This window comes from Bifidobacterium bohemicum DSM 22767 (assembly GCF_000741525.1).
Lineage (GTDB): Bacteria > Actinomycetota > Actinomycetes > Actinomycetales > Bifidobacteriaceae > Bifidobacterium > Bifidobacterium bohemicum.
This window is the reverse complement of record NZ_JGYP01000001.1, coordinates 532,396-559,050: the sequence shown is the minus strand read 5'-3', so window position 1 is coordinate 559,050 and position 26,655 is coordinate 532,396. Positions and strand designations below refer to the sequence as shown.

Annotated in this window: 19 protein-coding genes; 14 read left to right on the top strand and 5 right to left on the bottom strand. The window is 57.0% G+C overall.

Annotated features, from left to right (window positions below):
* Window positions 1-4: 4 nt before the first annotated feature.
* From BBOH_RS02280 to cydC, 4 genes are all read left to right on the top strand, one after another.
* Entirely contained in the window at window positions 5-1,468 is a 1,464-nt protein-coding gene (locus tag BBOH_RS02280; protein ID WP_033520531.1) for a cytochrome ubiquinol oxidase subunit I, read from the top strand.
* Window positions 1,465-2,559 carry a cytochrome d ubiquinol oxidase subunit II gene (gene cydB / locus BBOH_RS02275; RefSeq protein WP_044098032.1) on the top strand — a complete coding sequence of 365 codons (1,095 nt, stop codon included), beginning with the start codon at window positions 1,465-1,467 and terminating at the stop codon, window positions 2,557-2,559. The genes BBOH_RS02280 and cydB overlap by 4 nt, the downstream gene beginning before the upstream one ends.
* A 290-nt stretch (window positions 2,560-2,849) precedes the next feature.
* Window positions 2,850-4,694, top strand: a complete 1,845-nt coding sequence (locus BBOH_RS02270; protein ID WP_033520530.1) for an ABC transporter ATP-binding protein/permease — start codon at window positions 2,850-2,852, stop codon at window positions 4,692-4,694.
* Window positions 4,684-6,504 (top strand): thiol reductant ABC exporter subunit CydC, encoded by a 1,821-nt coding sequence (gene cydC / locus BBOH_RS02265; protein WP_044098076.1) that lies wholly within the window; start codon window positions 4,684-4,686, stop codon window positions 6,502-6,504. The genes BBOH_RS02270 and cydC overlap by 11 nt, the downstream gene beginning before the upstream one ends.
* A gap of 295 nt (window positions 6,505-6,799) precedes the next feature.
* Here the strand turns inward: cydC and BBOH_RS02260 are convergent, their stop codons facing one another.
* From BBOH_RS02260 to BBOH_RS02250, 3 genes are all read right to left on the bottom strand, one after another.
* On the bottom strand, window positions 6,800-7,570 hold the full coding sequence (locus BBOH_RS02260; RefSeq protein ID WP_033520528.1) for a (S)-acetoin forming diacetyl reductase: 771 nt from the start codon (window positions 7,568-7,570) through the stop codon (window positions 6,800-6,802).
* A gap of 281 nt (window positions 7,571-7,851) precedes the next feature.
* On the bottom strand, window positions 7,852-8,832 hold the full coding sequence (locus BBOH_RS02255; RefSeq protein ID WP_052118120.1) for a polyprenyl synthetase family protein: 981 nt from the start codon (window positions 8,830-8,832) through the stop codon (window positions 7,852-7,854).
* 414 nt (window positions 8,833-9,246) lie between these two features.
* Entirely contained in the window at window positions 9,247-9,948 is a 702-nt protein-coding gene (locus BBOH_RS02250) for an MgtC/SapB family protein (protein ID WP_033520526.1), read from the bottom strand.
* A 393-nt stretch (window positions 9,949-10,341) separates the two neighbouring features.
* On the opposite strand from BBOH_RS02250, the gene BBOH_RS02245 reads away from it, so the two are divergent.
* The 8 genes from BBOH_RS02245 (at window position 10,342) to BBOH_RS02210 (ending at window position 19,980) form a co-directional block, all read left to right on the top strand.
* Window positions 10,342-11,787, top strand: coding sequence for an AI-2E family transporter (locus BBOH_RS02245; protein ID WP_044098031.1), 1,446 nt, complete (start codon window positions 10,342-10,344; stop codon window positions 11,785-11,787).
* Entirely contained in the window at window positions 11,787-13,013 is a 1,227-nt protein-coding gene (locus BBOH_RS02240; protein ID WP_033520524.1) for a glycosyltransferase family 2 protein, read from the top strand. The genes BBOH_RS02245 and BBOH_RS02240 overlap by 1 nt, the downstream gene beginning before the upstream one ends.
* Before the next feature lie 36 nt (window positions 13,014-13,049).
* On the top strand, window positions 13,050-14,555 hold the full coding sequence (locus BBOH_RS02235; RefSeq protein WP_237743105.1) for a D-alanyl-D-alanine carboxypeptidase/D-alanyl-D-alanine-endopeptidase: 1,506 nt from the start codon (window positions 13,050-13,052) through the stop codon (window positions 14,553-14,555).
* Window positions 14,556-14,663: 108 nt separating this feature from the next.
* Window positions 14,664-15,782 carry a tRNA lysidine(34) synthetase TilS gene (tilS, locus tag BBOH_RS02230; protein ID WP_033520523.1) on the top strand — a complete coding sequence of 373 codons (1,119 nt, stop codon included), beginning with the start codon at window positions 14,664-14,666 and terminating at the stop codon, window positions 15,780-15,782.
* On the top strand, window positions 15,769-16,332 hold the full coding sequence (gene hpt, locus BBOH_RS02225; protein WP_143242353.1) for a hypoxanthine phosphoribosyltransferase: 564 nt from the start codon (window positions 15,769-15,771) through the stop codon (window positions 16,330-16,332). Before tilS ends, hpt begins: the two co-directional genes overlap by 14 nt.
* A complete protein-coding gene (gene ftsH, locus BBOH_RS02220; protein WP_044098030.1) occupies window positions 16,329-18,464 on the top strand; it encodes an ATP-dependent zinc metalloprotease FtsH in 2,136 nt (711 codons plus the stop codon). The genes hpt and ftsH overlap by 4 nt, the downstream gene beginning before the upstream one ends.
* On the top strand, window positions 18,461-19,456 hold the full coding sequence (locus tag BBOH_RS08190; RefSeq protein WP_143242352.1) for a 2-amino-4-hydroxy-6-hydroxymethyldihydropteridine diphosphokinase: 996 nt from the start codon (window positions 18,461-18,463) through the stop codon (window positions 19,454-19,456). Before ftsH ends, BBOH_RS08190 begins: the two co-directional genes overlap by 4 nt.
* Window positions 19,453-19,980, top strand: a complete 528-nt coding sequence (locus BBOH_RS02210; protein ID WP_033520519.1) for a DUF3180 domain-containing protein — start codon at window positions 19,453-19,455, stop codon at window positions 19,978-19,980. The genes BBOH_RS08190 and BBOH_RS02210 overlap by 4 nt, the downstream gene beginning before the upstream one ends.
* Before the next feature lie 183 nt (window positions 19,981-20,163).
* Here BBOH_RS02210 and BBOH_RS02205 read toward each other — a convergent pair whose 3' ends face one another.
* Together BBOH_RS02205 and ettA are read right to left on the bottom strand one after the other, a co-directional pair.
* Window positions 20,164-21,078: an acyl-CoA thioesterase gene (locus BBOH_RS02205; protein WP_033520517.1), complete on the bottom strand. Its 915-nt coding sequence runs from the start codon at window positions 21,076-21,078 to the stop codon at window positions 20,164-20,166.
* Between the two features lie 369 nt (window positions 21,079-21,447).
* Window positions 21,448-23,124 carry an energy-dependent translational throttle protein EttA gene (ettA, locus tag BBOH_RS02200; protein ID WP_033520776.1) on the bottom strand — a complete coding sequence of 559 codons (1,677 nt, stop codon included), beginning with the start codon at window positions 23,122-23,124 and terminating at the stop codon, window positions 21,448-21,450.
* A 418-nt stretch (window positions 23,125-23,542) separates the two neighbouring features.
* Between ettA and BBOH_RS02195 the strand changes: the two genes are divergently transcribed.
* Both BBOH_RS02195 and BBOH_RS02190 read left to right on the top strand, forming a co-directional pair.
* Window positions 23,543-24,367, top strand: coding sequence for a hypothetical protein (locus BBOH_RS02195; protein WP_074428501.1), 825 nt, complete (start codon window positions 23,543-23,545; stop codon window positions 24,365-24,367).
* A gap of 219 nt (window positions 24,368-24,586) precedes the next feature.
* Window positions 24,587-26,545: a DEAD/DEAH box helicase gene (locus BBOH_RS02190; RefSeq protein ID WP_052118119.1), complete on the top strand. Its 1,959-nt coding sequence runs from the start codon at window positions 24,587-24,589 to the stop codon at window positions 26,543-26,545.
* The last annotated feature ends 110 nt before the right edge of the window (window positions 26,546-26,655 follow it).

Genomic DNA, 26,655 nt, shown 5'->3' with positions numbered 1-26,655 from the left:
AGTAATGAGCGTCTTAGGGTTGTCGCGATTTCAGTTCGCGATGACGACGGTATTTCATTTCTTCTTCGTGCCATTGTCCATTGGCCTTGCATTCTGTGTGGCTGTTATGGAAACGATGTACGTGGTGAAGAAAAAAGACATTTACCGTCGTATGGCTCAGTTCTGGGGAAAGATTTTCCTTCTGAGCTTCGCCGTCGGTATTGTCACCGGCATCATCCAGGAGTTCCAGTTCGGCATGAACTGGTCCAACTATTCACGGTTCATGGGTGACATCTTTGGCGCGCCTCTGGCCATCGAGGCTCTGTTGGCCTTCTTCATGGAGTCCACTTTCGTCGGTGTGTGGATGTTCACTTGGAATCGGTTCAAGCCGGCTGTCCATGTCGTCTTCATTTGGCTGACATGCATCGGCTCAGCGGTTTCGGCCGTGTGGATTCTGGCGGCCAACAGCTTCATGCAGCATCCGGTCGGTTTCAAGATCGATTCGGATGGTCGTGCGAAGATGACCAGCTTCGGTGCAGTCATCTCCAATCCGCAGCTCTGGCGTGAGTTTCCGCACGTCATCACCGGTGCTCTCATGCTTGCTGGGTTCGTGATTGTGGGAATGAGTGCTTTCGGCTTGCTTCGCAACCGGGACAATGCCTCCAACCGTGCCTTCTTCACCCGCTCGATCCGTGTGGGTGCCATCATCTCCTTGATTTTTGCGGTTTTGGTGATTATCGCGGGCGATTTCCAGACGCTGTACATCATTCACGATCAGCCGATGAAGTTCGCCGCCACCGAAGGCATTTACGATAGCACCGGTGACCCCGCTCCTTGGAAGGTCATCGCCCTGATCAACGAGCAGGCCCAGACTGCTAAGGGCATTGAGATTCCGGGCATGCTGTCGTTGCTTGCGTATCACAGCCTGCACGGCTCGGTCAAGGGCATGAACGCGATCAATCAGGACTTCCTTGCCTCCAAAGGCAAGTTGATTCAGTCCGGTACCGAGCACCCCGAGATTTCGAACTACTATGTGCCCACCAACGTGCTGTTCTGGAGCTTCCGCTTCATGGCTGCCGTCGGCTTCGCCGTGCTGGTGCTGTCGATTCTGGTGCTGTGGTTCACCCGTCGTTCGAAGAACACTCTGGCCTCAAGCCCGTGGAAGCTTTGGATCCTCGGCGTTTGCACCTATCTGCCGTTCGTTGGTACCACCGGCGGCTGGCTGATCACCGAGCTTGGCCGCTACCCGTGGATCGTCTATGGCTTGCAGACCATCGCCGACGCGGTTTCGCCGCACGCCACGGTCGGGAGCCTGTTGTTCACAAACATCGTGTACTTCCTCCTGTTCGTGGTGATGGGTGGAGTCATGATCTTCTACTCGCGGCGCGTATTGCACCAAGGTCCGGAGCAGGCACCTGCAGGAGAGCCGGTTGACGATCCTGAGTATGCTCCGGCGACTGCGACGGCAAGAAAGGTGGCGTTGGCATGATTGACGGAATCGGTATTTTGCAACTGCTTTGGTACTTCGTGATCGCGTTGCTTTTCGCGGGGTTCCTCTTCCTGGAAGGAATTGACTTCGGTGTCGGCATGGCGACTCGCCTTATCGCCCGTGATGGTGACGAACGCGCCATGTATATGCGTGCGGTCGCCCCGCACTGGGATGGCAACGAGGTATGGCTCATTACCGCGGGTGGCGCGATGTTCGCCGCATTCCCGCTGTGGTATGCAAGCCTGTTTTCCGGCTATTACATCCTGCTGTTCCTTGTTCTGGTCGGTCTGATTCTGCGCGGTGTATCGTTCGAGTTCTCGAATCATGCAATCACCGACCGTGAGCGCGATATCTGGCAGTGGGCGAATTTCGTCGGCAGCGTTTTGCCTCCATTCTTCCTTGGCATGATGCTCACGAGCCTCATCCAGGGCATACCGATGGGTGCGGGTTCCGTCGCCTTCAAGAACGGCAAGGCCATCGGCGACGCCAGCAATGCTGTGCCGGGCTTCTTCGACGTGTGCAACCTTCTGTCGATCGTTGGCGGTGTCGCGGTGGTGTTCTTCTGCTTCGTGCATGGTCTGCACTTCCTGAGCCTTAAACTCAGCAAGTCCGATTCACACCACATGCTCAACGCCTCCTCAAAGGTCTACTGGATTGCCTATCCGGCGCTCGTGGTCTTTGTGATTCTGGTATTCTTCTTCACTGACTTCTACCAGAAGCGCACCATCTCCTCGTTGGTGATCACTGTCATCATTCTCGCAGCAGTGATTTGCGGCCATGTGGCGGCTCGTCACGAGCGCGGAGGGTACGCGTTCATCGCTTCGGGTGTCACGCTCGCGGCCGTCATTGCGTTCATCTTTAATGGACTGTTCCCCAGGGTGATGATCTCCAAGGATGGAACGGCCGATCTGTTGATCAAGGATGCGGCCGCTTCGCCGGTCACTTCCAAGGCCATGACCATCGTGCTGTGCTGCCTGCTGCCGATCATGCTCGCATACTTCATCTGGAGCTACTACATCCAGCGTAAGCGGCTTTATACCGACGAAACGACGGCTGAAGAGAAGAAAGCCATCGCTGAATACGGTGTGTGAGCGGCGTTCCACTCAGATGAAACGATGCCTGGCGTTCCACAACGCACCGACCGTTAGGTTCCTTTGAATGGGCCTTACGGTTGATGCCGGGATGTCGGGCATCTTTTATGTTTGATTATTGTCGGAATGATTCAAAGCATAAAACATGGATCACATGACACTTCTGAGCCTCATGGACCGACGAGACATCAATACAGCTGGAGTCTGTCAGCGGCTGATTGCTACCGTGTCGCTCCCCGCGTTGTGCAACGATCAGGGAGCGGCAGGAAAATCCAAGGAAAAGGGAACCAGTGATTGATAAAAGCCTATTCACATTCGATTCGGTGCGTTCGCGCCTCGGGCTGTTGGCGGCGCTTGCGTTTGCGCAGGCGCTTTGCGTTGTGGCCCAGGCGTACGGATTGACCTTGGGATTGGTCGAAGTCTGGCGTCAGCATTCGCTTTCCGCCATCGTCGTGCCTTTGGCGATATTTTTGGGCGCCTATCTGGTGCGTCAGTTGTGCGACGTGGGCAAAGCGCGTGTCGCCAACCGTTATGGCGAACGGATTATAGCTCAATTACGTCCCGAACTGCAACGGAAGGTGTTCACTCTCGGTCCTTCGGCCTTGGCCGACCGCGGCACTGGTTCAACCGTCACCATGCTCATCGACGGGCTCGATCAGGTCAAGGACTATATCGAAATTCTGTTGCCTCGAATGATGGATATGACCTTCATCCCGCTGATTGTGCTCGTGTTCGTGTGGACGCAGGATTGGGTCAGTGGAGTGGTGCTGCTTGCGATGTTCCCCCTGCTCATTTTCTTCATGGTCATCCTCGGTATGGCCGCCCGGGACCGTTCGAACAAACAGTATGCGCAGTTCCGCATCCTCAATAGCAAATTCGTTGACAGCATCCTCGGTCTTCCGACGTTGAAGATGCTCGGTGTGGCGGATGATTACGAGGATGAGATATACAGCGTCTCCGAACGTTTCCGTAAGCGCACGATCAGCGTGATCACCGTGGCGATGACCTCGACGTTCGCACTTGACTTCTTTGCGACCCTCGGTATCGCAATCATGGCCGTGTTCTTAGGCGTCCGGCTGGTCGACGGCACCATTGATCTGATGCCTTCGATGTTCGCCCTCATTCTGGCCCCTGAATACTTCCTGCCGATCAGACAATTCGGTGAGAACTACCATGCGACGCTCAACGGCAAAAATGCCTTGCATGATGCAATGACGTTTCTGGACACCCCGGAACCGCCGCAGGACGACACCCTTGAATGGGACGGCTGGAACGAGGACAGTGAACTGACCATATCGGCTCTTGATTTTGCCTATCCCAAGACAAAGGCCGACGGCGATACCTCGGTTGGCGGTGGTGTAGCCATGAAAGCCGTCGAACAGCAACGTGACGATGAGGATGGGGCCGCAGACGCCTCTTCGACGCCCACAACCAATGCTCTGACGGACATCAGCCTAAGATTCCATGGGTATGAAAAGGTCGCAATCATCGGACGGTCCGGCGCAGGTAAGTCCACGTTGGCGAACGTGCTGGCCGGATTCGATATTCCTCAATCCGGACGGATTGAACTGGATGGCCGACGGCTTGAACACTTCAACGTCACTGCATGGCAACGACACATCGCCTACATTCCTCAGACTCCGTACACGTTCAGCGGCACCATCGCCGACAATATACGGTTCTACGAGCCCGACGCAAGTCGTGAGGCGGTCGGGCGTGCGGCGCATGAGGCCGGGCTCGATTCGTGGCTTTCTCAACTTCCCGAAGGCCTCGATACTCTGATAGGGGAGGGCAACCGAGGTATCAGCGGTGGACAGGCACAGCGCATCGCCCTCGCCCGTGTGCTGGTCGACCAGTCGCGAGAAGTGCTGTTGTTTGACGAACCGACCGCGCACTTGGACATTGAGACCGAATATGAACTCAAGCAAACGTTGCTGCCGTTGATGGAACGGCATTTGGTCGTCTTTGCCACGCATCGCCTGCATTGGCTGGCCGATGTCGATCAGGTGGTCGTGCTTGACCAAGGCAAGGTCGTACAGGCCGGTCGACCCACGGAACTCATCGGGGCAGGTGGCCCCTTGGACGCTTTGATCAATCAGATGGGAGGCAACCAGATTGATGGATATGCCCAATGAACCTGAGGCGACCGGAACGAAGACCGCTTCCGGGCGTGACTATCTTAAGCTATGGCATCGTGACAGCTGGTTCTGGCCTTATTTACGGCAGAACAAGCTGCGACTTGTCCTCATCTTTTTCCTCGGCGTGATGACGTTCGTGTGTGCATCCGGGCTTATGTTCACATCCGGCTATCTGATCAGTCGTTCGGCCCGCCATCCGTATAACATTCTGATGGTTTATGTGCCGATCGTGCTCACCCGTGCCTTTGGCTTGGGTCGGCCCGCATTCAAATATGCTGAACGACTGGCCAGCCACAACTGGGTGTTGCATGTGGTCTCCAAGCTGCGTGTGCAACTGTACAAGACCCTTGCCAAGGACGCCGCCTTCCTGAACGAGCATGAGCGCACGGGCAGCGTGCTTAGCCTGCTGGCGGACGATCTCGATCATCTCGAGAATTTCTATCTGCGCACCATCTTTCCCACCATCGTGGCCTATGCGATGTGGGTTCTGGTCACGCTTTTGATGGGCGTGTTCTCATGGACCTCGAGCCTACTGCTCTTCTTGGCATTGGCGGTTGTGCTGGTGCTCATCCCCTTGATTTCGCTGAACTTCTCGACCGGCCACTATGTGCTCGAAAAGGAGGGGCAGCGTGCACAATACACCGCCATCACCGAAAGCTATCTGGGTCTGAGTGATTGGGTCATCGCTCATCGTGCAGACGATTTCACGAGGCTCGCCGCCTTGGACTTTACAAGAGTGAGGGACAGTAAGAGCAGGCAGAAGGATTTCGATCGCTGGCGCAACTTTGCAATACAAATGGTTTTCGCTCTCATCGCGAGCGGACTAATGGTGGGTGCCGTGTTTACCATGACGGCCACCAAGGATATCGCCAACTGGGCCGCGGCGGTGGTGCTCGCCGTCTTTCCTTTGGTGGATTGCTTCATCGCCGTTGCCCAGGCCGCCGCCGAAGTCCCGCTCTACAGCGATTCCATCGCTCATCTTAACGATTTGACCGATCGGGTCGAATCCCGCCAGGAACCTGAGGCCAAGCAGGTCAAACTGGATGGCCCCGTGCGTTCCATCGACTTCGATCATGTGACTTTCTCATATGGACCCGGTCAGCCGGTTCTGCTCGATGATTTCAGTTTGCATGTCGAGGCGGGGCGGAAGGTCGCTCTCCTGGGACCCAGCGGCGAAGGCAAAACCACCATCCTGCAGCTGCTGCTTGGCGACCTGAAACCGCAATCCGGCCGGGTCCTGATCAACGATGTGCCCGTTGAGGCTTTGCAGTCCCAGCGTTCGGAGCTTTTTGGCTACCTTAATCAGGAGGCTTTCCTGTTCAACTCCACCGTGGCCGAAAACGTGCGGCTTGGACGGCCGGACGCAAGCGACGATCAGGTGTGGGATGCGTTGAAGGCCGTCGAGCTTGATGAAGTGGTGCGCGAGTTGCCTGAGGGGTTGGATACCTCGGTTGAGGAGGCCGGCAGGCGTTTTTCGGGTGGACAACGCCAACGGATCGCCCTTGCCCGAATCGTCTTGAAGAACACGCCGGTGATTCTGTTGGACGAACCGACCATCGGCCTTGATCCGATTACGGAACGGAGCCTGATGGCGATGATTTTCTCGGCCGCAAGCTCCCGCACGCTTTTGTGGGTCACCCATCATCTGCAAGGTTTGGAGCAGGCCGATGAGGTGGTGTTCCTGCAAGACGGGCATATAGCGATCCAGGGTGCTCCTTCCGAGCTGTACCGCACGAATCCTCGTTTCCGCGAGCTTTACCGTCTCGACGCTGGTGACATACGGACTTCCATGGCTGTGTCGCGGTGATGTGGCAGCGGCGTTGAGCTCGCCTGAGGTTGAGGAAAGAAGTAGGGACGGTCGGATTGAATTGGGGTTATTACTTGGTGGTGGTGAGCCGGTGGTTCGTTGGACCGAGACGGGCCTTTCTTTGCCGATATGGTGTTTCAAGGCGCGGTTGATGCCTATCCTGTTGATATCCGTGCAGTAAGCGGTCTGTTAGCCAGGGGCGGCTTCCTGTTGAACCGGTTGTTCTGAATATGAGATGGCGCCCATTCCTGCCGGATGGGCGCCATCTCATATTCAGGTGATGACCGTCGTGGGTTTACTGGAACTGCATGCCGCCATCGACGATCAGCGTTTGTCCGGTGATGTAATCGGAATCCGGGCCTGCCAGGAACGAGACTGCCGCGGCAACGTCCTCCGGCTCGGAAAGACGGCCCAAGGCAATGTCCTTGGAGAATGTTGACATGCCCCATTCGTCACTCTTGCCGGCGTTCTTGCCGACGTTATGAGCGATGTCCATCATCATCGGGGTCTTGACGATGCCGGGCGCGTAGGCATTGGCGGTGATGCCCTCGCCTGCGAGGTCACGCGCAGCCACCTGCGTGATGCCGCGGATGGCGAATTTGGTGGAGCAGTACAGCATCAGGTTCGGGTTGCCCACCACGCCGGCCTGGCTGGTCGCGTTGATGATTTTGCCTTTGGTGCCGTTCTCACGGAACTTGCGCACTGCCGCCTGAATACCCCAGATGGTGCCCGCAACGTTGACGTGGACGACCTTGTCGAACAGTTCCGGGGTGATGCTCTCGATAGGGGTTGTGGGTCCAAGGCCCGCGTTGTTGACGATCACGTCAAAGCCTCCGAAATGGTCCGCGACCTTGTCCACGGCATCCGAGAACGCCTGCTGGTCGGCAACGTCGAGCGTGACGGCCATGGCTTTTCCGCCGGACCGTTCGATGTCGTTGGCCACTTGGCTGGCCTTGTCCTCGTTCAGGTCGGCTACGGCCACGGCGAATCCATCGGCGGCCAGACGCCTTGAGATGGCCTCTCCGATACCTTGCGCACCGCCAGTCACCATTGCGACTTTGGTCATGTTGTCCTCCAATGGTAGATGTTTGCAGAGTGACCTAAATAATCGTAATGCACTATCGGTTCCAACACGCCGAGTAACATGTCAGCGTTTGCTTTTCGTTTTCGCGATGCTTCTGCGGATTATTCGGAGCATGGTCCGAAGCGAACTCTCGTTGTCCACGCCGAGTGCGAAGGGCAAGGTGGACTGAACATTATCCGAAGCCGCTGTGCTCGCACCTCATGGTCTTGGCGATGAATACCGTTTCGATGATTTTTGCCGAGTGGCGCGAGGTCCTGGCCTCCTCAGATGGTCGATGCGAATTTATCGACGGTCTTATCAATCAGCGCGCGCACTGTCCTGTCGATGGTCGGACATGATTCCTCGCTCAGGGCGTCCTTCGCTGCTTTGGCATGCCTGCGGGCCTCGTCTTTTGAGGCTTGGATATACTGCGGGTTGGCTTCAAGATAGTCGAGCGTTCTGTGGGGGTCGCCGAGGTCGAGAATCGATTCGAAACCAGGATCGGCCTCGAGGGCCAGGATCACCGGCAACGTATAGATGCCTTCCCGGATGTCTTCGAGTTTTGGCTTGCCGGCATCACGGTTGACCTCGAAGTCCGTCACGTCGTCCGCGATTTGGAAAGCCTGTCCCAGCTGTGTGCCGAAAGTTTTCGCTTGCTCCAACATTGACCGGGGGGTATCGGTTCCCGTTTCGGCTGCGGAGAGCTCAAGTCCGGTGGTGCAGGCAAGGCGGAAAAGCGCTGCGGTTTTGCCGTCGATGGCCTGTTCATAATGACCTTTGTCGGCCTTCGTGTCGTGGCGTGCGGATTCCTGCAAGAGGTCTCCGGAAACGATTTCCCCGACGGTGCGAGCCTGGTTGATCATGAAGGCGTTGTTGGGCGAAATCTGCGCTATGACTTCCATATAGCGGGAAAGAATGAGGTCACCCAGGTAGATTGCGGTCTTGTTGCCGCGGGTCGTGTTGATGGTCGGCTTGTTGCGGCGGATTGGCGCGTTGTCCAGAACATCGTCATGCACCAAGGTCGCCAAATGAAGGAGTTCTATGGCTTTGGCTCCGTCGATGACTCGCTGCGGCGTCGGTTCGGTGCCGGCGCCACCGGCGTATGAGAAGAGCAGCAACAGGGAGGAGCGAAGCATTTTGCCGTGATTGGCCAGAAGGTCGTGATACTCCCGCTGATATGGGGTAAGGTCGGTTTCCTCATGGAGCAGTCCATCGACGACGCGCTGCATATCCCTAAGCAGTACCTTTTCCAGTCGAATGAGCATGCTGCCTTACCTCTCGGCCTGAAGTGGCATGATTGTAAAATGAATATTGTCAATATATCAAGGTATCCCTATTTTCCTTATATTAAAAACGATTTGACGCGTTTTTTGCATGATTTTTGCGGTTGATGGCGCATTTTAGGCAATCGTTCGACGTTCTGAATTTTGACATGCCTCCGTGAATCCACGGTTCTTTTGTTCCCGGCTCGGAAGTACGTTGTTGCGACCGTTCAGGGTCGTGGCATGGTCGCGGCATCTTGAAATCCGCCGATTCCAGCCTGACTGGATATGTTTAGTGACTCTGCGAGAAGGGGTGGTCACGCCTTCGATCGTAGGCATCGGTACAGGTTGATTATGGCAGCGAAGTTCCGAACCCGTCTTCCATGCCGGTGAATCCATCATCGAATACGTCGATGATCAATCCCCGTTGTTGACGCGAGTGACCGCAAGGACTCCATCAAGTTCTGAAAGATCGCGGATAAGCGCTGAGCTGTCGCGTCCTCGAATCTCGAGGTCCGCCGAAACGATGGACTCCGTATCTTTGCCGGAGGAATTGAGCTTTTTCGGTTTATATGTGGAAAACCCTTCTACGGACACTCCGTATGATGCGCAGACGGACAGTATGGAACGCAACGTGCCATGCCCGTCCGTATATCGCAGATGCAGCATGTCGTCGCTGCTCAAGCCGGGGCTTATGCGGCGTATGAGAGGTGGAAACAGTAGCACGGCCACGAAATATAGCGCGGTGCAGGCCAAGGCCGGCGCCCACATCCCTGCTCCGCATGCGGACCCGATTGCCGCGGTGATCCAGACCGAAGCCGCCGTGGTCAGTCCGTGTACGTGGTTGCGTTGGGTGAACACCACGCCGGCGCCGATGAATCCGATGCCGGAAACGATGGAAGCCGCCACGCGCGAAGGGTCGAGGCGCATCAACGAGCTATTCAGTGCGTCCTGGAATCCGTATTTGCTCAGAATGACGAAAAGCGCCGAGCCGACCCCCACCAATGCTTGCGTGCGCATTCCGGCGTCTTTGTGCCGAGCCTGCCGTTCGATGCCGATGGCGGTCGAAAGCACAAATGCCTCGATCAGCCATATGGTCTGCCAGGCCAATGTGTTCATTGTCGCACCCCTTATTGTTCCGACCGTTTACTGACAAAGTGATTCTCCATCATAGTTATACCCTTCAACAAATCTTGGAATTGAGCCGATTTTCAGCGGTACAAGAGTGCAATACTTTCCGACTGTTCTGGGAAACCTCGCATCGTCACGCAGCGCGCCGTGGCCCGCCGTTCATTGTTCCGTCGTTCTTGGCCGTAGACGATCCGTGTGAAGGCCGCGTTGCGACAGGGCATAGGCATTTTTTTTTAATTTGCAGGAGGCTTGATGCTTTGAAGTATCTGAATCATGCAAAACGACGTTATTCATCGTAGTCCATGGGCGAAGTTCGCGGCCTGCGACCAGGATGTTGCGGTACGAACTGCACGTGACGCGGCCTGCGCTAGTATGGAGTGCATGAATGAAAATGAGAGGCAGAAGTTCGATTTCGCCTCGGTGTTTCCGCAAAAGGGTGATACGCGTCGTCCGCCGGATTGGTGGGGTCGCGCGTTGCTTTATGCTGCCATAGCCGTGTTCGTGAGCCTGTTCGTCTGGCGTTCGTGGAGCAAGATAAGCTTCATCGTGCTCGACATCGTGGTGTCGGTGTTTATCGCTTTGGCCATCGAGCCGTTGGTCATTCGTCTTGTGCGACATGGATGGAAGCGCGGGGTCGCATCGAGTGCATGTATCGTCGGACTTGTGGTGGCGGTTATCGCCTTGCTGGTTTTATTCGGCAACATGTTCGTGGTTCAGGCCATCTCCATCGCCAAGGACGTGCCGGCCCTGTACCGGCAGGCCAACGACCTGACCAAACAATATGCCGACTTTGAGTTGCCGGCGATGGCCAATCTCGGCACTGAGATCGTCAGGAACGTGCAGACCTCCTGGGTCACGGATTTCGCCGGTCAGGCGCTGTCCACCGTTTCCGGCCTGCTGAGCTTTTTCCTCAACCTCACAACGATTCTTATGACGACGTTCTACATGTCGGCGGCCGGTCCGAAGGTTCGCCGCAGTCTGTGCCAGTGGCTTGGGCCGAGTGCGCAACGCCGTTTCCTTCTGGTATGGACCGTGGTGCAGGGTCAAATCTCCAGTTTTCTTTTTTCGCGCACGATTCTCGCGCTGCTCAATGCCACATGCATCTCCGTCTTTTTGATAGTGATCAAGGTGCCGAACTGGTTGCCGCTGGCCATTTTCTGTGGTCTGGTCTCGCAGTTCGTGCCGACGGTGGGCACTTATATAGGCGGCGCCTTGCCGGTGATCTTCGCTTGGAGTTCACGCGGCCTGCTATATGCCGTGGCCGTGATCGTGTTCATCACGGTTTACCAACAGATTGAAAATCTCGTTTTCCTGCCGAAGGTTTCGCAGCGTACCATGGATTTGAATCCTGCGGTCGCCTTCCTTTGCGTGTTGGTGATGGGTGCGCTGTTCGGAGCGCTTGGCGCGTTTTTGGCGTTGCCTGTCACGGCCAGCCTCCAAGCGTTGTTCAAAATGGCCACGAAGCGTTACGAATTGGTGGATTCGCCGCTCATGAGCGACCCGATGCCCACCAAAAAGTCGAAAGTGGTCGAAGGAGCCGAGGTCTTCAGCGAGCACGTCATCAAACCGGTGGCCGTCCATATGCCGCGGGTTGCACAGGGGTCGAGCGCTCGAGTTCCCGTCAGCGAAGAGGACAAGGCCTTGCAGGATGAGGTGTATCACATTCTTTCTGAAGCGCACACCGAATCCAAGAGCGTCACCCTAGATGCCATGGACGAGTCCGAGACCGTTGCGATTCCCCAAGGTGTCGCGCCGCAATCGAATTCGCGCGCCGATAACAAACAGCTCAAGGGTGCTGCGGATAATCCAAGGAGCAGTTGGCACTGATGGTTCTTCTCAACATTCTCGACATCTTCACCGTTATTCTCGGCGTGGTCAGCATCGGCTACCAAGCCGTCTGCGTTGTCGCATCACTGTTTCACCATCGCATCACGTTCCCTGAGGCGCCGATGGATAAACGATATGCGGTGCTGATTTCGGCACGTAACGAACAACAGGTCGTGCCGGAGCTGATCAAGTCCATACGGGCGCAGACATACCCCTCGGAGCTTATAGACATCTGGCTGGTTGCCGACAACTGTACCGACGAAACCGCGAATGTGGTGCGGGATATGGGTTGCCATGTGGTCGAACGCACTGATACCGAGCATGTGGGAAAGGGTTACGCCCTGACATATCTGACCGAGGCGATGATGAAGCAGGGCGCGGATGACATCTACGATGCGTACTTCGTCTTTGATGCGGACAACAGGCTCGACAGGCACTATATGGAAGAGATGAACAAGGCGTTCCAATCGGGCTTCAAGATTCTGACCAGCTACCGCAACTCCGTAAATCTGTCAGACAACTGGGTCTCCTCCGGTTCGGCGCTCTGGTTCATTCGTGAATCGCGGTTCCTGAACAACTCACGTATGTTGTTCGGATCGAGCTGCCATGTGGGCGGTACGGGCTTCATGTTCTCACGGGAGATCATGAAACGTAACAAGGGGTGGAAATTCCATCTTCTGACCGAAGACCTCGAATTCACCATGGACTCCGTGCTGCATGGCGACCGTATCGGCTATTGCGGGACGGCGATACTGTATGATGAACAGCCCGTATCGTTCGAGCAAAGCTGGCGTCAGCGGTTGCGGTGGAGCAAGGGATTTCTGCAGGTCTTCCGCTATTACGGTCCGCAGTTGATGCGTCGAGCGGTGCGTGAACGCGATTTCTCGGCCATCGACCTGACGCTGTTGATCTGTCCGTTCACGGTGATCGGTACGTTGCGTGTGGTCCTCGGACTCCTGTTTGTACTGCTTGGCTTTGTTTCCTTGTCCTCGCAGCTGAACGCATTAGGCCGCTTGCTGGCGGGCGGGGTAATAGCGTTGCTGGGGATGATGGCGCTCGCGGCCCTGACCGTTGTGGCCGAGCGTGGACACGTCGGTGCATCCAACAAGGAGCTGTTCGCCTATGTGCTCAGCTTCCCGATTTACATGGCCAGCTACATACCGATTTCCTTCCAGGCCATCTTCTCGAAAGCGCAGTGGAAACCGATTCAACATCATGGTCAGTAGACGTGGGCGGTGTCGGATATGAACGAGGAGTTGTTGGTGGCTCAACATTGCCATTCAAACAAGGCAGGCGGTGTTCATGAGCCAAATTCAGTCGCCCGGGCGCATCGGCTGATTGTGCGGCGACGTTGGCGTGTGGTCGTGAGCGTGGTGACGACGCTGACGGTTGTGTGCGGCTACGCGTTAGCTGGCGTACTAAACCTCATCGACACACCACTTACGTTTTCCGTGGCGGCGCCCCGGAACCATATGCCGTTCAAGCATCCCACCGTGATATCGGCGACGCCGCTGTCCGGACCGGTGGATTCCCAACGGCCGATCGACAAGGATCAGGCTGAACGCCTCATTGATGATTTTGTGCATGCGTCCGGGGTCGACGACAATCATTTCTCGATTGGCATTGCCGACGGTGAAGGTCATATCGTCGCCTCTCGCCAAGCGGATCTGGCTCTTGAACCCGCCTCCACGATGAAGACCCTGACCGCGCTGGCCGCTTCGAGTGCACTGGATATGGGTTCGACGTTCACCACCGCCACTTATCTGGAAAGTTCCGGCGAACGGCAGCGCAACAGCCCCATCCTGACCATCAAAGGTGATGGCGATATGCTGTTGGGTCCAGGAGTGAACGATCCCGACCACATCAACGGACGTGCAGGACTTGCCTCCCTGGCGGATCAAACCGCCCGGGCATTGCTGTCCAGGGGAGTGAATCGGGTGCGGCTGTGTTATGACGATTCGCTTTTCGGAGACGAACGTTATCCTGCGAATATTTCGGATAACAATCCGAATCACGCCCAATACACGGCGGTTTCGTCCATGGCGATCGACGGTGGGCGGCAATGGGGCGGTCTTGCTTCCCATGATCCTGACACGTATACGGCATATCCCGAGCTTTCGCCGACGCCTGCCAGTGACGCCGCGAATCTGTTTGGTGAGCTGCTGGCGGCTCGTGGTGTGACGGTCGAATCCGGTCCCGATCAGCGTTCCCTGCCTGCCGGCGCAAGTCCGGTCTCGCAGGTGCGTTCCGCCACGCTTAGTGAGGTGCTGGCCTTTGCTTTACGCCACTCCGATAACACGTTGGCCGAACTGTTCGGCAGGCTCACCGCGTTGAAGTCAGGCACCGCGAACTCGCCTGAGGGAGCCATGAAGGCGGTACGTAGCAAGCTTGCGCATTTGGGGGTAGACCTCTCGAACACTCAAATGGCCGATTGCTCGGGTCTTTCTCCGGGTTCGCGGCTGACGACGAACACTCTTTTGGACGTGCAGGCCCACAACGTGAAGGCCGGACAGGGCGTCGCCGCTGCCGAAGGCCTTTCCGTGCCGGGGTTGGTGGGCACCGCAATGGGCTTTCTCGATGATCCTGACGTGGCGGGGCTTCTGCGTGTTAAGACAGGCTCGCTTGAGGGGGTTTCGACGTTGGCGGGCAATGTATCGCGTAAAGGGTCAGGTGTGCTTACGTTTGCGATCATGACCAATGGGGTGACGGATATCGACGCGGTTCACAAAGCCAGAGATGTTTTCATTTCGGGATTGGCCGCACTTTGAAAAAGCAGTAGTGTGCGCATTTTCTCACGGCTTGCGACGCTCTCCAGCCACAGGCGGGCCTGCTGCTTCAAACAGTGATTCATACGACTTTGGTTAGAGGTTGGACAGATGACATATTCGACAAGGCTTAAAAAGTCAATCGGCGAGGTTCGGCGTGCGCTCGATTCTGTTGGCATTGTACGTCAAAACGATCGTTTCGCACGGCATGGCGAGCATGAGCCCGATCCTGACGCTCCGTTGGTGTTGGTGGCGTGTTCTGGTGGGCGGGATTCACTGGCGTTGGCAGGTGTTGCCGGCATCGTATGCGCCATGCTGGGCGTCCGGTGTGGTGCGGTGATTGTCGACCATCGCATGCAGGTTGGCTCGTCACAGGTGGCCGGTCATGCTGCGGACCAATGCGAGGCATTGGGATTGATGCCGGTAGTCGTATGCGCCGTCAACGTTGATGAATCAAGGTCTGGGAGAGGAACCGAGGACGCGGCGCGTGCGGCTCGATACGAGGCTTTGGTCGAGCAGGCATTGCGGCTTGACGCGGCTGTGGTGCTCCTTGCCCATACCCGCGATGACCAGGCTGAGACGGTGCTGATTGATATGGCGCGGTCGGCCGGGGTCGACTCGTTGTCCGGCATGCCGTACTCCTTCCAACGGGATGGCGTGCGCTTCGTTCGTCCGTTCCTGAATGTGACACGCGAGGAGACCACCGGCATCTGCCGGGACCTCCAGCTGCAGTGGTGGGACGACCCTACCAATGGCGATGTGATACAGGCATCCGAACCATTGCCGAGCGACTATCCGTTGCGCTCTCGAGTTCGTCATACGTTAGTGCCATATCTGACTGAATTCTTCGGTGGTGACGTCTCGGCGCATCTTGCATCGGTGGCGTCTGTGGCCAGCCAGGACAAGGATTATCTCGAAAAAGCTGCTGATGGCGTGTATGCGCAGGCCGTGGTGACGTCCGATCGGGTGTCATCGTGTCCATCCAAGCCAGAGGCTCGCCTGGCGGTCGATCTGCTGCGAAACGAACACCCCGCGATCCGTTGTCGTGTCATCGCGCGTGCACTGGCCGGACTGGGTATTCCTTTCGCGTTTCGCCATGTCAAGGCGATCGAATCGCTGATCGTCGACTGGCATGGGCAAGGCGGCGTTCAGCTTCCCAGTCAATATTCAGCGAACAGACAGCGCCACGTCATTCGCGTGTGTCAGAATGGTACCTATGCAGATTGCTGATGTTCAGGAACAAATTGACCATGAACTGGTTTCGTCGCAGCAAATCGAAAGGAAGATTCGACAGGTAGCAGCACAAGTCAGTCACGATTATCAGGGCAGGAGGCCGTTGCTTGTCGCGGTTCTCAAAGGTGCCGTCAACACGTTGGTGGCGCTGTCCCAGGCCATGACCATCGATGCGCAAATCGATTTCATGAGCCTGTCGAGCTATGGTTCCGGTTCGTCAAGTTCCGGCAGGATAACGGTGCGTCAGGATCTTTCCACCGACGTCAAGGGGCGGAATGTGCTTATTGTCGAGGACATCATCGATTCGGGGTATACCCTCGATTGGACGGTGCGCGAACTCAAGCGTCGTGGGGCCGCCAGCGTCGAGGTTTTTGCGCTTTTGGAAAAACCTGCCCGTCGTAAAGTTGAAGTTCCAGTGAAATACAAGGGTTTTGAAGTGCCGGATGAGTTTGTGGTCGGCTTTGGTCTTGATTATGATGAACGGTTCCGTAATCTTGACTCGATAGCGGTCCTGAAGCCGGAAGTCTATGAAGGAAGTCTCGTATGAGTTATTCGCAGCCGCCGCAGCGTCCCAACGGCAACCGCCCCAATAATGGCAATCCGTTTACCAATCCGTTTAACCGCGATCCCAAAACCGGCAATAACGGTTCCAGTGGCAAGGACGACAAGAATCCCAGTAACGGCAAGCGGCCCTTCTGGCAGATTCCATGGGTATGGATCGCGCTGTTGGTGATATTAACGCTTGTCGGATTCCAGATGTTTCTTTCCAACGGCACCCAGACTATCGACACCGTCGACGGTCTGGGACTGCTTGCGCGTGACAATGAGGTGACCCGTGTACAAATCGTCGACAATAAGCAGCTGGTCAAACTTAAACTCAAGGACGATTTCAACAAGCAGGATCCCAAAACCAGGAACACGCACCACTATGGCCGCGATGTGCAGTTCTACTATACGCTCGCCCAAGGCGAGGATATCGTCAAGGCTGTGAAGAAGGCCCAGCCGGCTGACGGTTGGACTGCGGACATCGAGTCCGACGCGATATTGGGAGCACTGATCAGCTCACTGTTGCCCATTGTCCTTATCTTTGGACTGTGCTGGTGGATGTTCAGCCGAATGGGCTCCATGGGTAGCGAAATGTTCGGCATGGGCGGTAAGAAAAACGGCAAACTTCTTGAGGGGGAGCGGCCCACCACTAAATTCGCTGACGTGGCCGGTGAGGATGCAGCCGTCGCCGAAGTCGAAGAGATCAAGGACTTTTTGAAGGATCCTTCGAAGTACAAAGCCTTGGGAGCGCGCATCCCTCGTGGCGTCTTGCTGTATGGCCCTCCCGGAACCGGTAAGACACTTCTGGCTCGTGCGGTTGCGGGCGAGGCGGGCGTGCCCTTCTATGCGATGGCAGGTTCGGATTTCGTCGAGATGTTCGTGGGTCTGGGCGCCTCTCGTGTGCGTGACCTTTTCGAAGAGGCCAAAAAGAACGCTCCGGCCATTATCTTCATCGACGAAATCGACGCAGTGGGTCGTAAACGCGGTTCCGGCATGAACGGCGGGCATGATGAGCGCGAACAGACGCTGAATCAGCTGCTGGTGGAGATGGATGGTTTTGACAATGACACCAACCTGATCATCATTGCCGCAACCAACCGTCCGGACGTGCTCGACAGCGCCTTGTTGCGTCCTGGTCGTTTCGATCGCCAGGTCGCCGTTGAGGCTCCCGATCTCGAAGGTCGTGAAGCGATCCTTAAAGTGCATGCCAAGGGCAAGCCGTTCGTGCCGGATGTCGACCTGCACACCGTCGCGGTGCGTACACCCGGTTTCACCGGTGCCGACCTCGCCAATGTGCTCAATGAGGCGGCCCTGCTGTGTGCCCGTGCAGGTGCCCAACTGATCGACAACCGCGCCATCGACGAGGCCATTGATCGTGTGCAGTCCGGACCCAAGCGGCAGTCGCGGGGCATGGCCCTCGATGAAATGCGCAACACCGCCTACCATGAGGGCGGACACGCGCTGGTGGCCGCGGCACTGCACCACACCGATCCGGTTACCAAGGTCACCATTTTGCCGCGAGGCAGGGCTTTGGGCTACACGGCGGTCATGCCCACGGAAGACCGCTACTCCGAATCGCGCAATCAGCTGCTTGATCAGATGGCTTACGCGATGGGTGGGCGTACCGCCGAGGAGGTCGTCTTCCACGATCCCACCACCGGTGCCTCCAATGATATCGAGAAAGCCACGCAGATTGCGCGTCAGATGGTGCTCGAATACGGCCTTTCCTCCCGACTCGGTTCCGTCAAGTGGGGCAATGCCCAGCACGATTCTGATTCGAGCGATAACTTCATCCACGATTACTCCGACCATACGGCGGAAATCATCGATGAGGAAGTCGAAAAGCTTATCGAGACGGCGCATGACGAGGCATGGAAGATCATTACTCAGAATCGCGATATTCTCGATGAACTCGTGCGTCAGTTGCTGGTCAAAGAGACGCTTAATGCCAAGGAGCTTGAGGTCATCTTCGCGCCGATGAAGAAGGCGCCGGAACGTGAACTGTGGCTTTCCAGCGACGCGCGTCCTGATTCCTATCTGCCCCCGGTTCCGATTCCTGAATCGCTGAAGCGCTCGGTCGGCATAAAGCCCGGCGAGAGCCAACCGCCACTCGAGGGGCAATCGCAGTCATGACTGATCCCATTGAGTCCATATGCGTGTCATTAGGTGAGGTGCCGGTTGACGGCACCTGCCTGAAGGGCTCAGGGCTTGGGGGTGAGTCTGAAACGAAGCGAATGCGTGTGCGGGTGGAGCTGGAAGCTGCGGACGCGACTGACACGGGCCATGATTTGAACGCCATAACGGCGCAGATGGGCGAATATGCCGATCTTCTCAATCGATTGAAGCAGGCCGTTTCCGTAGGCGACATCACGCTGAAGGTTTCGATGCTTGATGGCTCCGTGGATCGGTCTTCCGCCTCCCCGCCGTTGATTGCGTCTTCTGCAACGTCAGGATATGCAGACCAACCTGCGCCTGTCTCTGCAGCTTCGCTGGCTTCTGCCGATGCCTCACTGGCGGTCACTCGAACCGAGGCCCTTGATAACAGGACGACAGTTGCCGTGAACCAGGCGATTGATCCCGCTTCGGCTTCGACTTCGGTCGCTCGGCGTGCCATCGTTGCCATGCGCAGCAAAGCACTCGATGCCGACCGCCGGTTCCGCTCAGTGATCGTGTCTCTTGATGCGGTGCCGGGCAATCAGGTCGAAGGAATATCGCCGCTGTATCAAGTGATGGGTGTGGATGAGTCCGACTCGATGTCCGCCGTGGTTGCCGTTACCGCAAGATGCGATCCAGCCGCCTTGGCAAGTGTGCTTGATTCACTCGAACGGGTTCACGAAGGCATGGTCAGACTGCGGTTGGTCGATTTTGAAGGCGAGGCTGTTTCTGGCGGTGCAGGTCAGGTGAGCGTCGAAGAATCGGCAGAATCGGCCTCCACTGATGCCGCGAATCCTGTGATGCCCCTCGAACAGGTTCGACAAGACGCCGTGATCCTCGCCCCATGGCTGGATATGGATCCGGATGCGCGTCTTGGGGGCGATCCGGTTTCGTACCTGTTGGCGATGGCACCCGATGTCGCCCGTGTAGGCCGCCTTTCCGACCGTTGGATTGTGGGGGATACGCAATGATGGCTCGCAGAACCCCGTGGTGGTACTACGTGGCCGCTCTCATGATCGGCGCGGCTTTCGGCGTTGCCATTGTCAAAACCGCCGAGGTGACAGGGCTTTCGTTGTTGGGGGCGCCTTGGATTGTCGCCGTCGTGCTGGTATTGCTCGGGGTCATCGTATTGATATTTGCCCTGCAGGTCCATCAGTATGCCATTACCGACCCGGCCAAACGTAGAAGTTGGATCAATCCCACCAAGGCCGTATATACCCTGGTTTCGGCCAAAGCGCTGGGACTTGCCGGTGCTGGCCTGGTCGGTTGGTATCTGGGACAGCTGTTGCTGTGTCTGCCGCATTTTGAAGCCTCATATTATCGCGAAGTCATTATTCAATGCGCTGTGAACGCAGTGGTATGCCTGGCGGATATGGTCGTTGGCATCGTCGGCGAGTGGTTATGTCAGTTGCCTCCCAGCGAGGGTCCGGAAAACCCGAATCTCAAGCGTAAATGGCGCAGGTCGCAACGAACCGCCTCTGCCGGAGCCGTATAAATCCGGGTGTCGTCATCAAGCTTTCCGCTCCGCAGACACTCGTATCATTGGCATGACGTAGATGTGACGTGAGAACTGTTGGATTGAGTTTTTGTTGTGCCCTTAATCTCTTCACGCCGTGGAAAGTACCTACGGATCAAAACACCAACGTATTGGGAAAACCGCAACATCCGGGGGTCTGGGCTACTGCTCGGGCACGCGGATGGTGGCCTCCTGGGTCATCGCGGCTATAAGCCGGCCGTCGGCACGGTAGACGCGGGCGGTGCCCAAAGCGCGTCCGTGCCCCGCTACGGGCGCGTCCTGCACATAGAGATGCCATTGATTCATGTCGATATCGTCGTACCACCACATTGAGTGATCGATGGAGGCATAGAAAATCCCCGGCGTTGAGCTGCTCAAACCGGCTCGCCGAAGATCCGGTTCCATCATCACCTGATCGCATTCGTACGCCAGCAGTGCGCGGTGCATGGTCTGTGGAATCGGTCGGGAGGCGTCGATCGGTGCAGTCAGTCGCATCCACACCATTTGACTGCCGCAATCGTTTGCGGCGCTTTCCTGATCGGGTTGAAGCATCACCGTCGAGCCGATGTGTCGGATGTCGAACGGCGACTCACGTGCGTAGTATTTGGCGAACCGTGCTTGTTCGGCGTACGGTTCCATCAGTTCCTGCGCACTCGTGAGCGTTTCGGGGGCTGGTAGGTTCTCGGGCATGGAATCGCTGAACTCAATACCTGTCTGCCCGATCTTCTGAAAGCTGGCCGTGGCCGTGAAAAGCAATTCGCCTTCCTGGGTGGCGTCGATGCGTCTGGTTGAGAATGAGCGTCCGTCTCGTAATGAAGCGACTTCATAGTGGGTGGTTTTATCGAGAGCGCCTACGGTGATGAACGATTCGTGGATGGAGTTGGGCACTTTGTCTTCGCCTACCGTGCCCGCAGCCGCAATGATGGATTGCGCCGAGAGTTGACCGCCATAGATGCGTTCGGTTGGATAGTAGAGGTTTTCGCCGTCGAAGCTGGAACTGCCTTGTTGTGGTCCGCCTTCGAGCGACAGAGCTTTAATGAGTTTGTTGACGGCCCGTTGTGCCCTCGTTTGTGCCATGTTCCACCTTCGTTTTCGGTCATGATTACTTATGAAAGTCTATCTGCGGGCGGCGAAGTTCGTATTAAGCGTTCCGTTATCATCAAAAGGCGTGGTCGATGACCGATTAGGCGATCGACTATTGCCGTTACCGATTTTTCCATGTTTGCGGATGAGCACGGGGAACGGCGATCTTCAGTGCATGATTGCACCAAGGCCTATGCGAAATCTTGATCATAAGATCTTATTTCGCACAACATCCTAAAACTACACAAAATCGCGGGATCTCAGTGAAGACCGCCTATTGGCCATCGTGTCCTATCGCACGTCGCGCCTCCCGGGCGACCGAAATATTCCGGCGGTTCAGGAAGCGCGACGTATCCGATGTCATCAACGCGTAAGCTTGCGATGGATGCGGTGGGGGCGTGAAGCCTCTTCGCCGAGACGCTTGACCTTGTCCTCCTGATAGGATTGGAAGTTGCCTTCGAACCAATGCCATCTGGCGGGATTGTCATCGTCGCCTTCCCACGCGAGGATATGCGTGGCGATGCGGTCGAGGAACCAGCGGTCGTGGGAGATCACCACGGCGCAGCCAGGGAACTCGATCAATGCGTTCTCCAATGATTCGAGCGTTTCGACATCAAGGTCATTGGTCGGTTCGTCGAGCAGCAGAAGATTGCCGCCCTGCTTCAAGGTCAGAGCGAGATTCAGGCGATTGCGTTCGCCACCGGAAAGCACTCCGGTGAGCTTCTGTTGGTCGGATCCTTTAAAGCCGAAACTGGCCACATAGGCGCGGGTCGGCACCTCCACACCGGCCACCTCGATGAAGTCCAATCCGCCGGAGACCGCCTCCCACAGGTTCTTCTTGGGATCGAGTCCCTCACGCCCCTGATCGACGTACGAGATTTTCACGGTATCGCCGATGGTCAGCTCGCCGCTGGTGAGTGGCTCCTGGCCGACGATGGTTTTGAACAATGTGGACTTACCCACGCCGTTGGGACCGATGATGCCCACGATGCCATTACGCGGCAGGGTGAAGGAAAGGTCGTCGATCAGCACGCGGTCACCGAAGGCCTTGTGCAGATGCTTGGCCTCCAACACCTGCGAGCCGAGACGCGGGCCTGCCGGAATCACGATTTCGGAGAAGTCGAGCTTCTTGGTGCGACGAGCCTCGTCTTCCATCTGGTCGTAGCGCTCAAGACGCGCCTTGTTCTTGGCCTGGCGGGCCTTGGGCGAACTCTTGACCCAGTCCAGCTCGTTCTTGAGTCGCTTGGCGAGTTTGGCGTCCTTGGCTCCTTGAATCTCCATGCGCTTTTCTTTGGTCTCAAGATAGGTCGTGTAGTTGCCCTTGTATGGGTATAGCTGGCCGCGGTCCACCTCGCAGATCCATTCGGCCACATTGTCCATGAAGTAACGATCGTGGGTCACCGCGATAACGGCGCCCTGATAATTATGCAGGAACTGTTCGAGCCACAGAATCGACTCGGCATCCAAATGGTTCGTGGGTTCGTCGAGTAGCAGTAGATCGGGAGCCTCCAAAAGCAGCTTGCACAGTGCGACCCGTCGGCGCTCGCCACCGGAGCACACGCTGATGGGTGTGTCGGAATCCGGGCACTGCAAGGCGTCCATGGCCTGTTCAAGTTGCGAATCGAGATCCCATCCGTTCGCTGCGTCGATGTCTTCCTGAAGCTTGCCCATTTCAGCCATCAGAGCGTCGTAATCGGCGTCGGGGTCGGCCATCTGTTCGCCGATTTCGTTGAAGCGAGTCACTTTGTCCGCGATGTCGCCGAACGCCATCTTGATGTTTTCGCCCACGGTTTTGGTTTCATCGAGCGGTGGCTCCTGTTGCAGAATCCCTACCGAATATCCTGGGGTGAGGTTCGCTTCACCGTTCGAAACGGTCTCAATGCCGGCCATGATCTTCAGCAGGGTCGACTTGCCCATGCCGTTGGGGCCTACCACGCCGATTTTCGCGCCAGGCAGGAAGCTCAGGGTCACATCATCCAAAATCACGCGATCCCCGTAGGCCTTGCGTGCCTTGATCATTTGATAAATAAACTCGGCCAAGTCGATGTCCTTACTGTTGTGAAGTCTGTGCGGCATGCGGAATTCGCGCCATTGCGCGTACCGGCATTTCGCTGTGTGTCTCGCGTGAAAGCTGACGGTTCCGGTTGATGCCACTTTCAAAGGTTTACGACAATTCTTCCATATTGAGCCGACAGGTCAGCCTCTGGCCGAAGTGCTTGATTCGGAAAGGCCCAGTGCGCTTTTGATGGCGGGCGTTGCGCGGCAACGAGCCATCGGTCGGACCTTCGATGGATAAGACCTGCGATACCTGCTGGAGACAAATGTGAATTTTTTATGCGCGGGGAACAACCCAAGCTCGAAACTGGTTAATTTTGCTAGTGTGCATCAGGTGGCCCGCGCCGGCGGTCGGCCAACGTGCGCCGTGGAAAGGTAATATAGGGGTAGTAGGAGGTGCGCAATGGACCAGGAGTTGACGAATCGATACGAGGCTTTGCCGATTGAGAACCCCTTGAGTTCTAGCGACGCAAGGGTGCCGGTGGAGATGGAGCAAAGCTCTGGCATTCTGTTGCAGGGACGACGCTTGCGTTCGTTCGCCTATACCACCGACGTTGCTGTAATACACAATACCAATGCGGACGCGATTCTCGCGGTATATCCCTTCACTGGTCAGCCGGTGATCAATCAGGCGGTGCTTTCGGTTGCCCGTGCGCCTGTGTTCGTCGGAGTCGGGGGCGGCACCACGGCAGGTCCACGTGTGCTTGAGCTTGCCGTATTCGCTGAAATGCAAGGAGTTTCAGGCGTCGTTCTCAACGCGCCCAGTGAGGTCGAGTTGGTGCGCGAAGTGGCCATGACCGTTCATATCCCCGTCATGGCGACCGTGATTGATTTCAACGACACGGCTCAGCGCAAGATTGAGGCCGGCGCTCGAATTATCAACGTGGCGGCGGGTCGTCGCACCGCCGAAGTCGTGGCGAAAATCAAGGAACGCTATCCTGAAGTCCCGCTTGTGGCCAGTTCCGGCGGGTCGCGAGAATCCATCATTGAAACAATCGCCGCAGGCGCGAACGCGTCGACATGGACGCCGCCAAGTGCGCAGGATCTGCAAAAGAGAATGATGGACAACTACCGTAACGGCCGTCCCGCCCACCCTGAGGAGGGTACACGCTTCCAGTCCCCGGCCTCCAACAGCTTCTACGCGCAGGGCGCCACCAATGGCATCGTCACCGCCGATGGCATGCCCGCCAAAGCTCCGCGGCACAAGCGTCAAAACCCTTCGGCGTGAGTGCTGTCTTGAACCGTGAACGTTGTAGATGCCATCTGATATTCTCAAGTGTCCATTGAAGCCGTTGCGCTCGAAATAGTGAAATGCGTTTGACGGCTTACCTTTTTGTGAAAGGCTATTGTGCCGAACCGTCATTTTCGTTCATCTCATTTTTCTTGTCCTTCAAAACAGTCAAAACGCGACGTATATATAGATTCCAAGAATTCCACTGATTTCTCAGTGTCTCCCGTTTCCGGAAGTCAGGCCGAAAGTGCCGCTGCCTATGCCAAGACCGGAGACCAGCCCGAGCGGTCATTCGCTGAGCTTGGCGTGCCCAATCCATTGGTGCGGGTACTGTCCAAAGACGGTAAAACCACCGCATTCCCCATTCAAGCCGCCACTCTTGAGGATTCCCTGAATGGTCGTGACATCCTCGGTCGTGGTGAGACGGGCAGTGGCAAGACGCTTGCCTTCGCGATTCCATTGGTCGCGCGATTGGGCGAGGGTGATGTACCGCTGGAGCAGGACTCCTCCGAAGACCTCGACGGCGGGAGTGACGCTCATTCGGGTCGTGATGCCAAACGTGGTAGCGGACGAGGTGGTTCTCGGCGCAGGGGTGGCTCGATGCCGCATCCGCGCGGGCTTATTCTCGCTCCGACCCGGGAACTGGTCAATCAGATCGACGAAGTCGTTGCGCCGTTGGCCGCTGCGTACGGCATGCACGCCACCACCGTGTATGGCGGTGTGAAATACAGTCGTCAAATCGCGGACCTGAACGCTGGAGCCGATATCGTGCTGGCCTGCCCCGGGCGGCTTGAAGATCTGTTGGAGCAGGGTGTCCTGAGTCTGGAATCCGTCGGAATCTCCGTGCTCGACGAGGCCGATGAGATGGCGGATATGGGCTTTTTGCCTGCTGTCGAACGCCTTTTGGAGCAGGTGGATCACTCAGGTCAGCGCATGCTGTTTTCCGCAACGCTCGACCATGGTGTGGACAAGGTGGTCAAGCGTTTCCTCCATGATCCCGTCGTGCATGAAATCGCGCCCGCGGACGCACAAGTGGGCACCATGACCCACCACATTTTCGGTGTCTCCCAAGGCAACAAATACGAGGTGATTCGTCAGTTGGCCAGCGGACGCGGCCGTCGAATCCTGTTCACAAGAACCAAGTTCCAAGCCAAGAAGATGGCCGATAAACTCGTCAAGGCCGGCATTCCGGCCGTCGATCTGCAGGGGAATCTTTCCCAGAACCAACGTGACCGCCATCTGGCGGCCTTCACCTCCGGCGAAGTGCGTGTATTGGTGGCCACTGATGTGGCCGCGCGCGGGATCGACGTAAGCGACGTGGAGCTCGTCGTGCAGACCGAACCGCCAGAGGATCCAAAGTCGTTCCTGCATCGTTCCGGCCGCACCGCCCGCGCCGGCCAGTCCGGCGACGTCGTGACGCTGGTGCTGCCTAATCAGCGGCGTGAAGCCCGCCAAATGCTACGTAGCGCAGGGCTGGAGGTCAAAAGCGTCGATGTCGTGCCCGGTTGCGATGAGATTATGGACCTGGTCGGTCAGCCGGCGCCGTTGGTGGAAGGTTGGTCCCTTCCGACCCCCTCTGCCGCTCGCGGCGGTAAACGCGGCGGGCGTTCAAGTCGTGGACGTGAGGGTTCTCGTAGAGGCCGGTCCGGTCGTGACACATCAGCGGATGGACGGGGTCGCAGTGGTCATGACCGTCATGACCGACGCGATGAGCGGGGTGGCTTCGAGGGGGATGAGCGTCGTGGGCGTCGTGATGGCGGTTCTTCTCGAGTCGGGGGCCGACAAGGCAATCCGCGTTATGAGGATGATGGGGCCGGTCCAATTGAAGCTCGGTCCGGTTATGGGCGTGGCGATCGGGATGTCCGTTTCGGCCATGAAGGCAACGGATATCACGATGGTAAGCGCCGACGTTCGGGCAATCGTGACCGGGCGTGGGACGATCGGTCGAACCCCCGCCGCAATGACCGCAGGTCCGGTGGTCATTCCCGTGGTTCGCGTTTTGATCGTGATTCCTATTCGTACGGCGACTCTGAACGTGACTCATATCAGTCGAGGGGTTCGGGTCGTTCGGGCAAATCACGCGGTGACGGTTTCGATCGTCGTACGCGCAAAGCGGATGGTTTCCGCAGGTCCCGTTCCAGGCGCAATTCCGCACCGTTCAGCAAAGGACGCTGATCCGTTTCCGTTTTCACGGTTCATCGCATGAAAGAAATCTCCGGCAAGAAGGCAGCGGATCCCATGTCTTCTTGCCTATGGTATTCCGTTTCGTTCGATCGAACGAGACG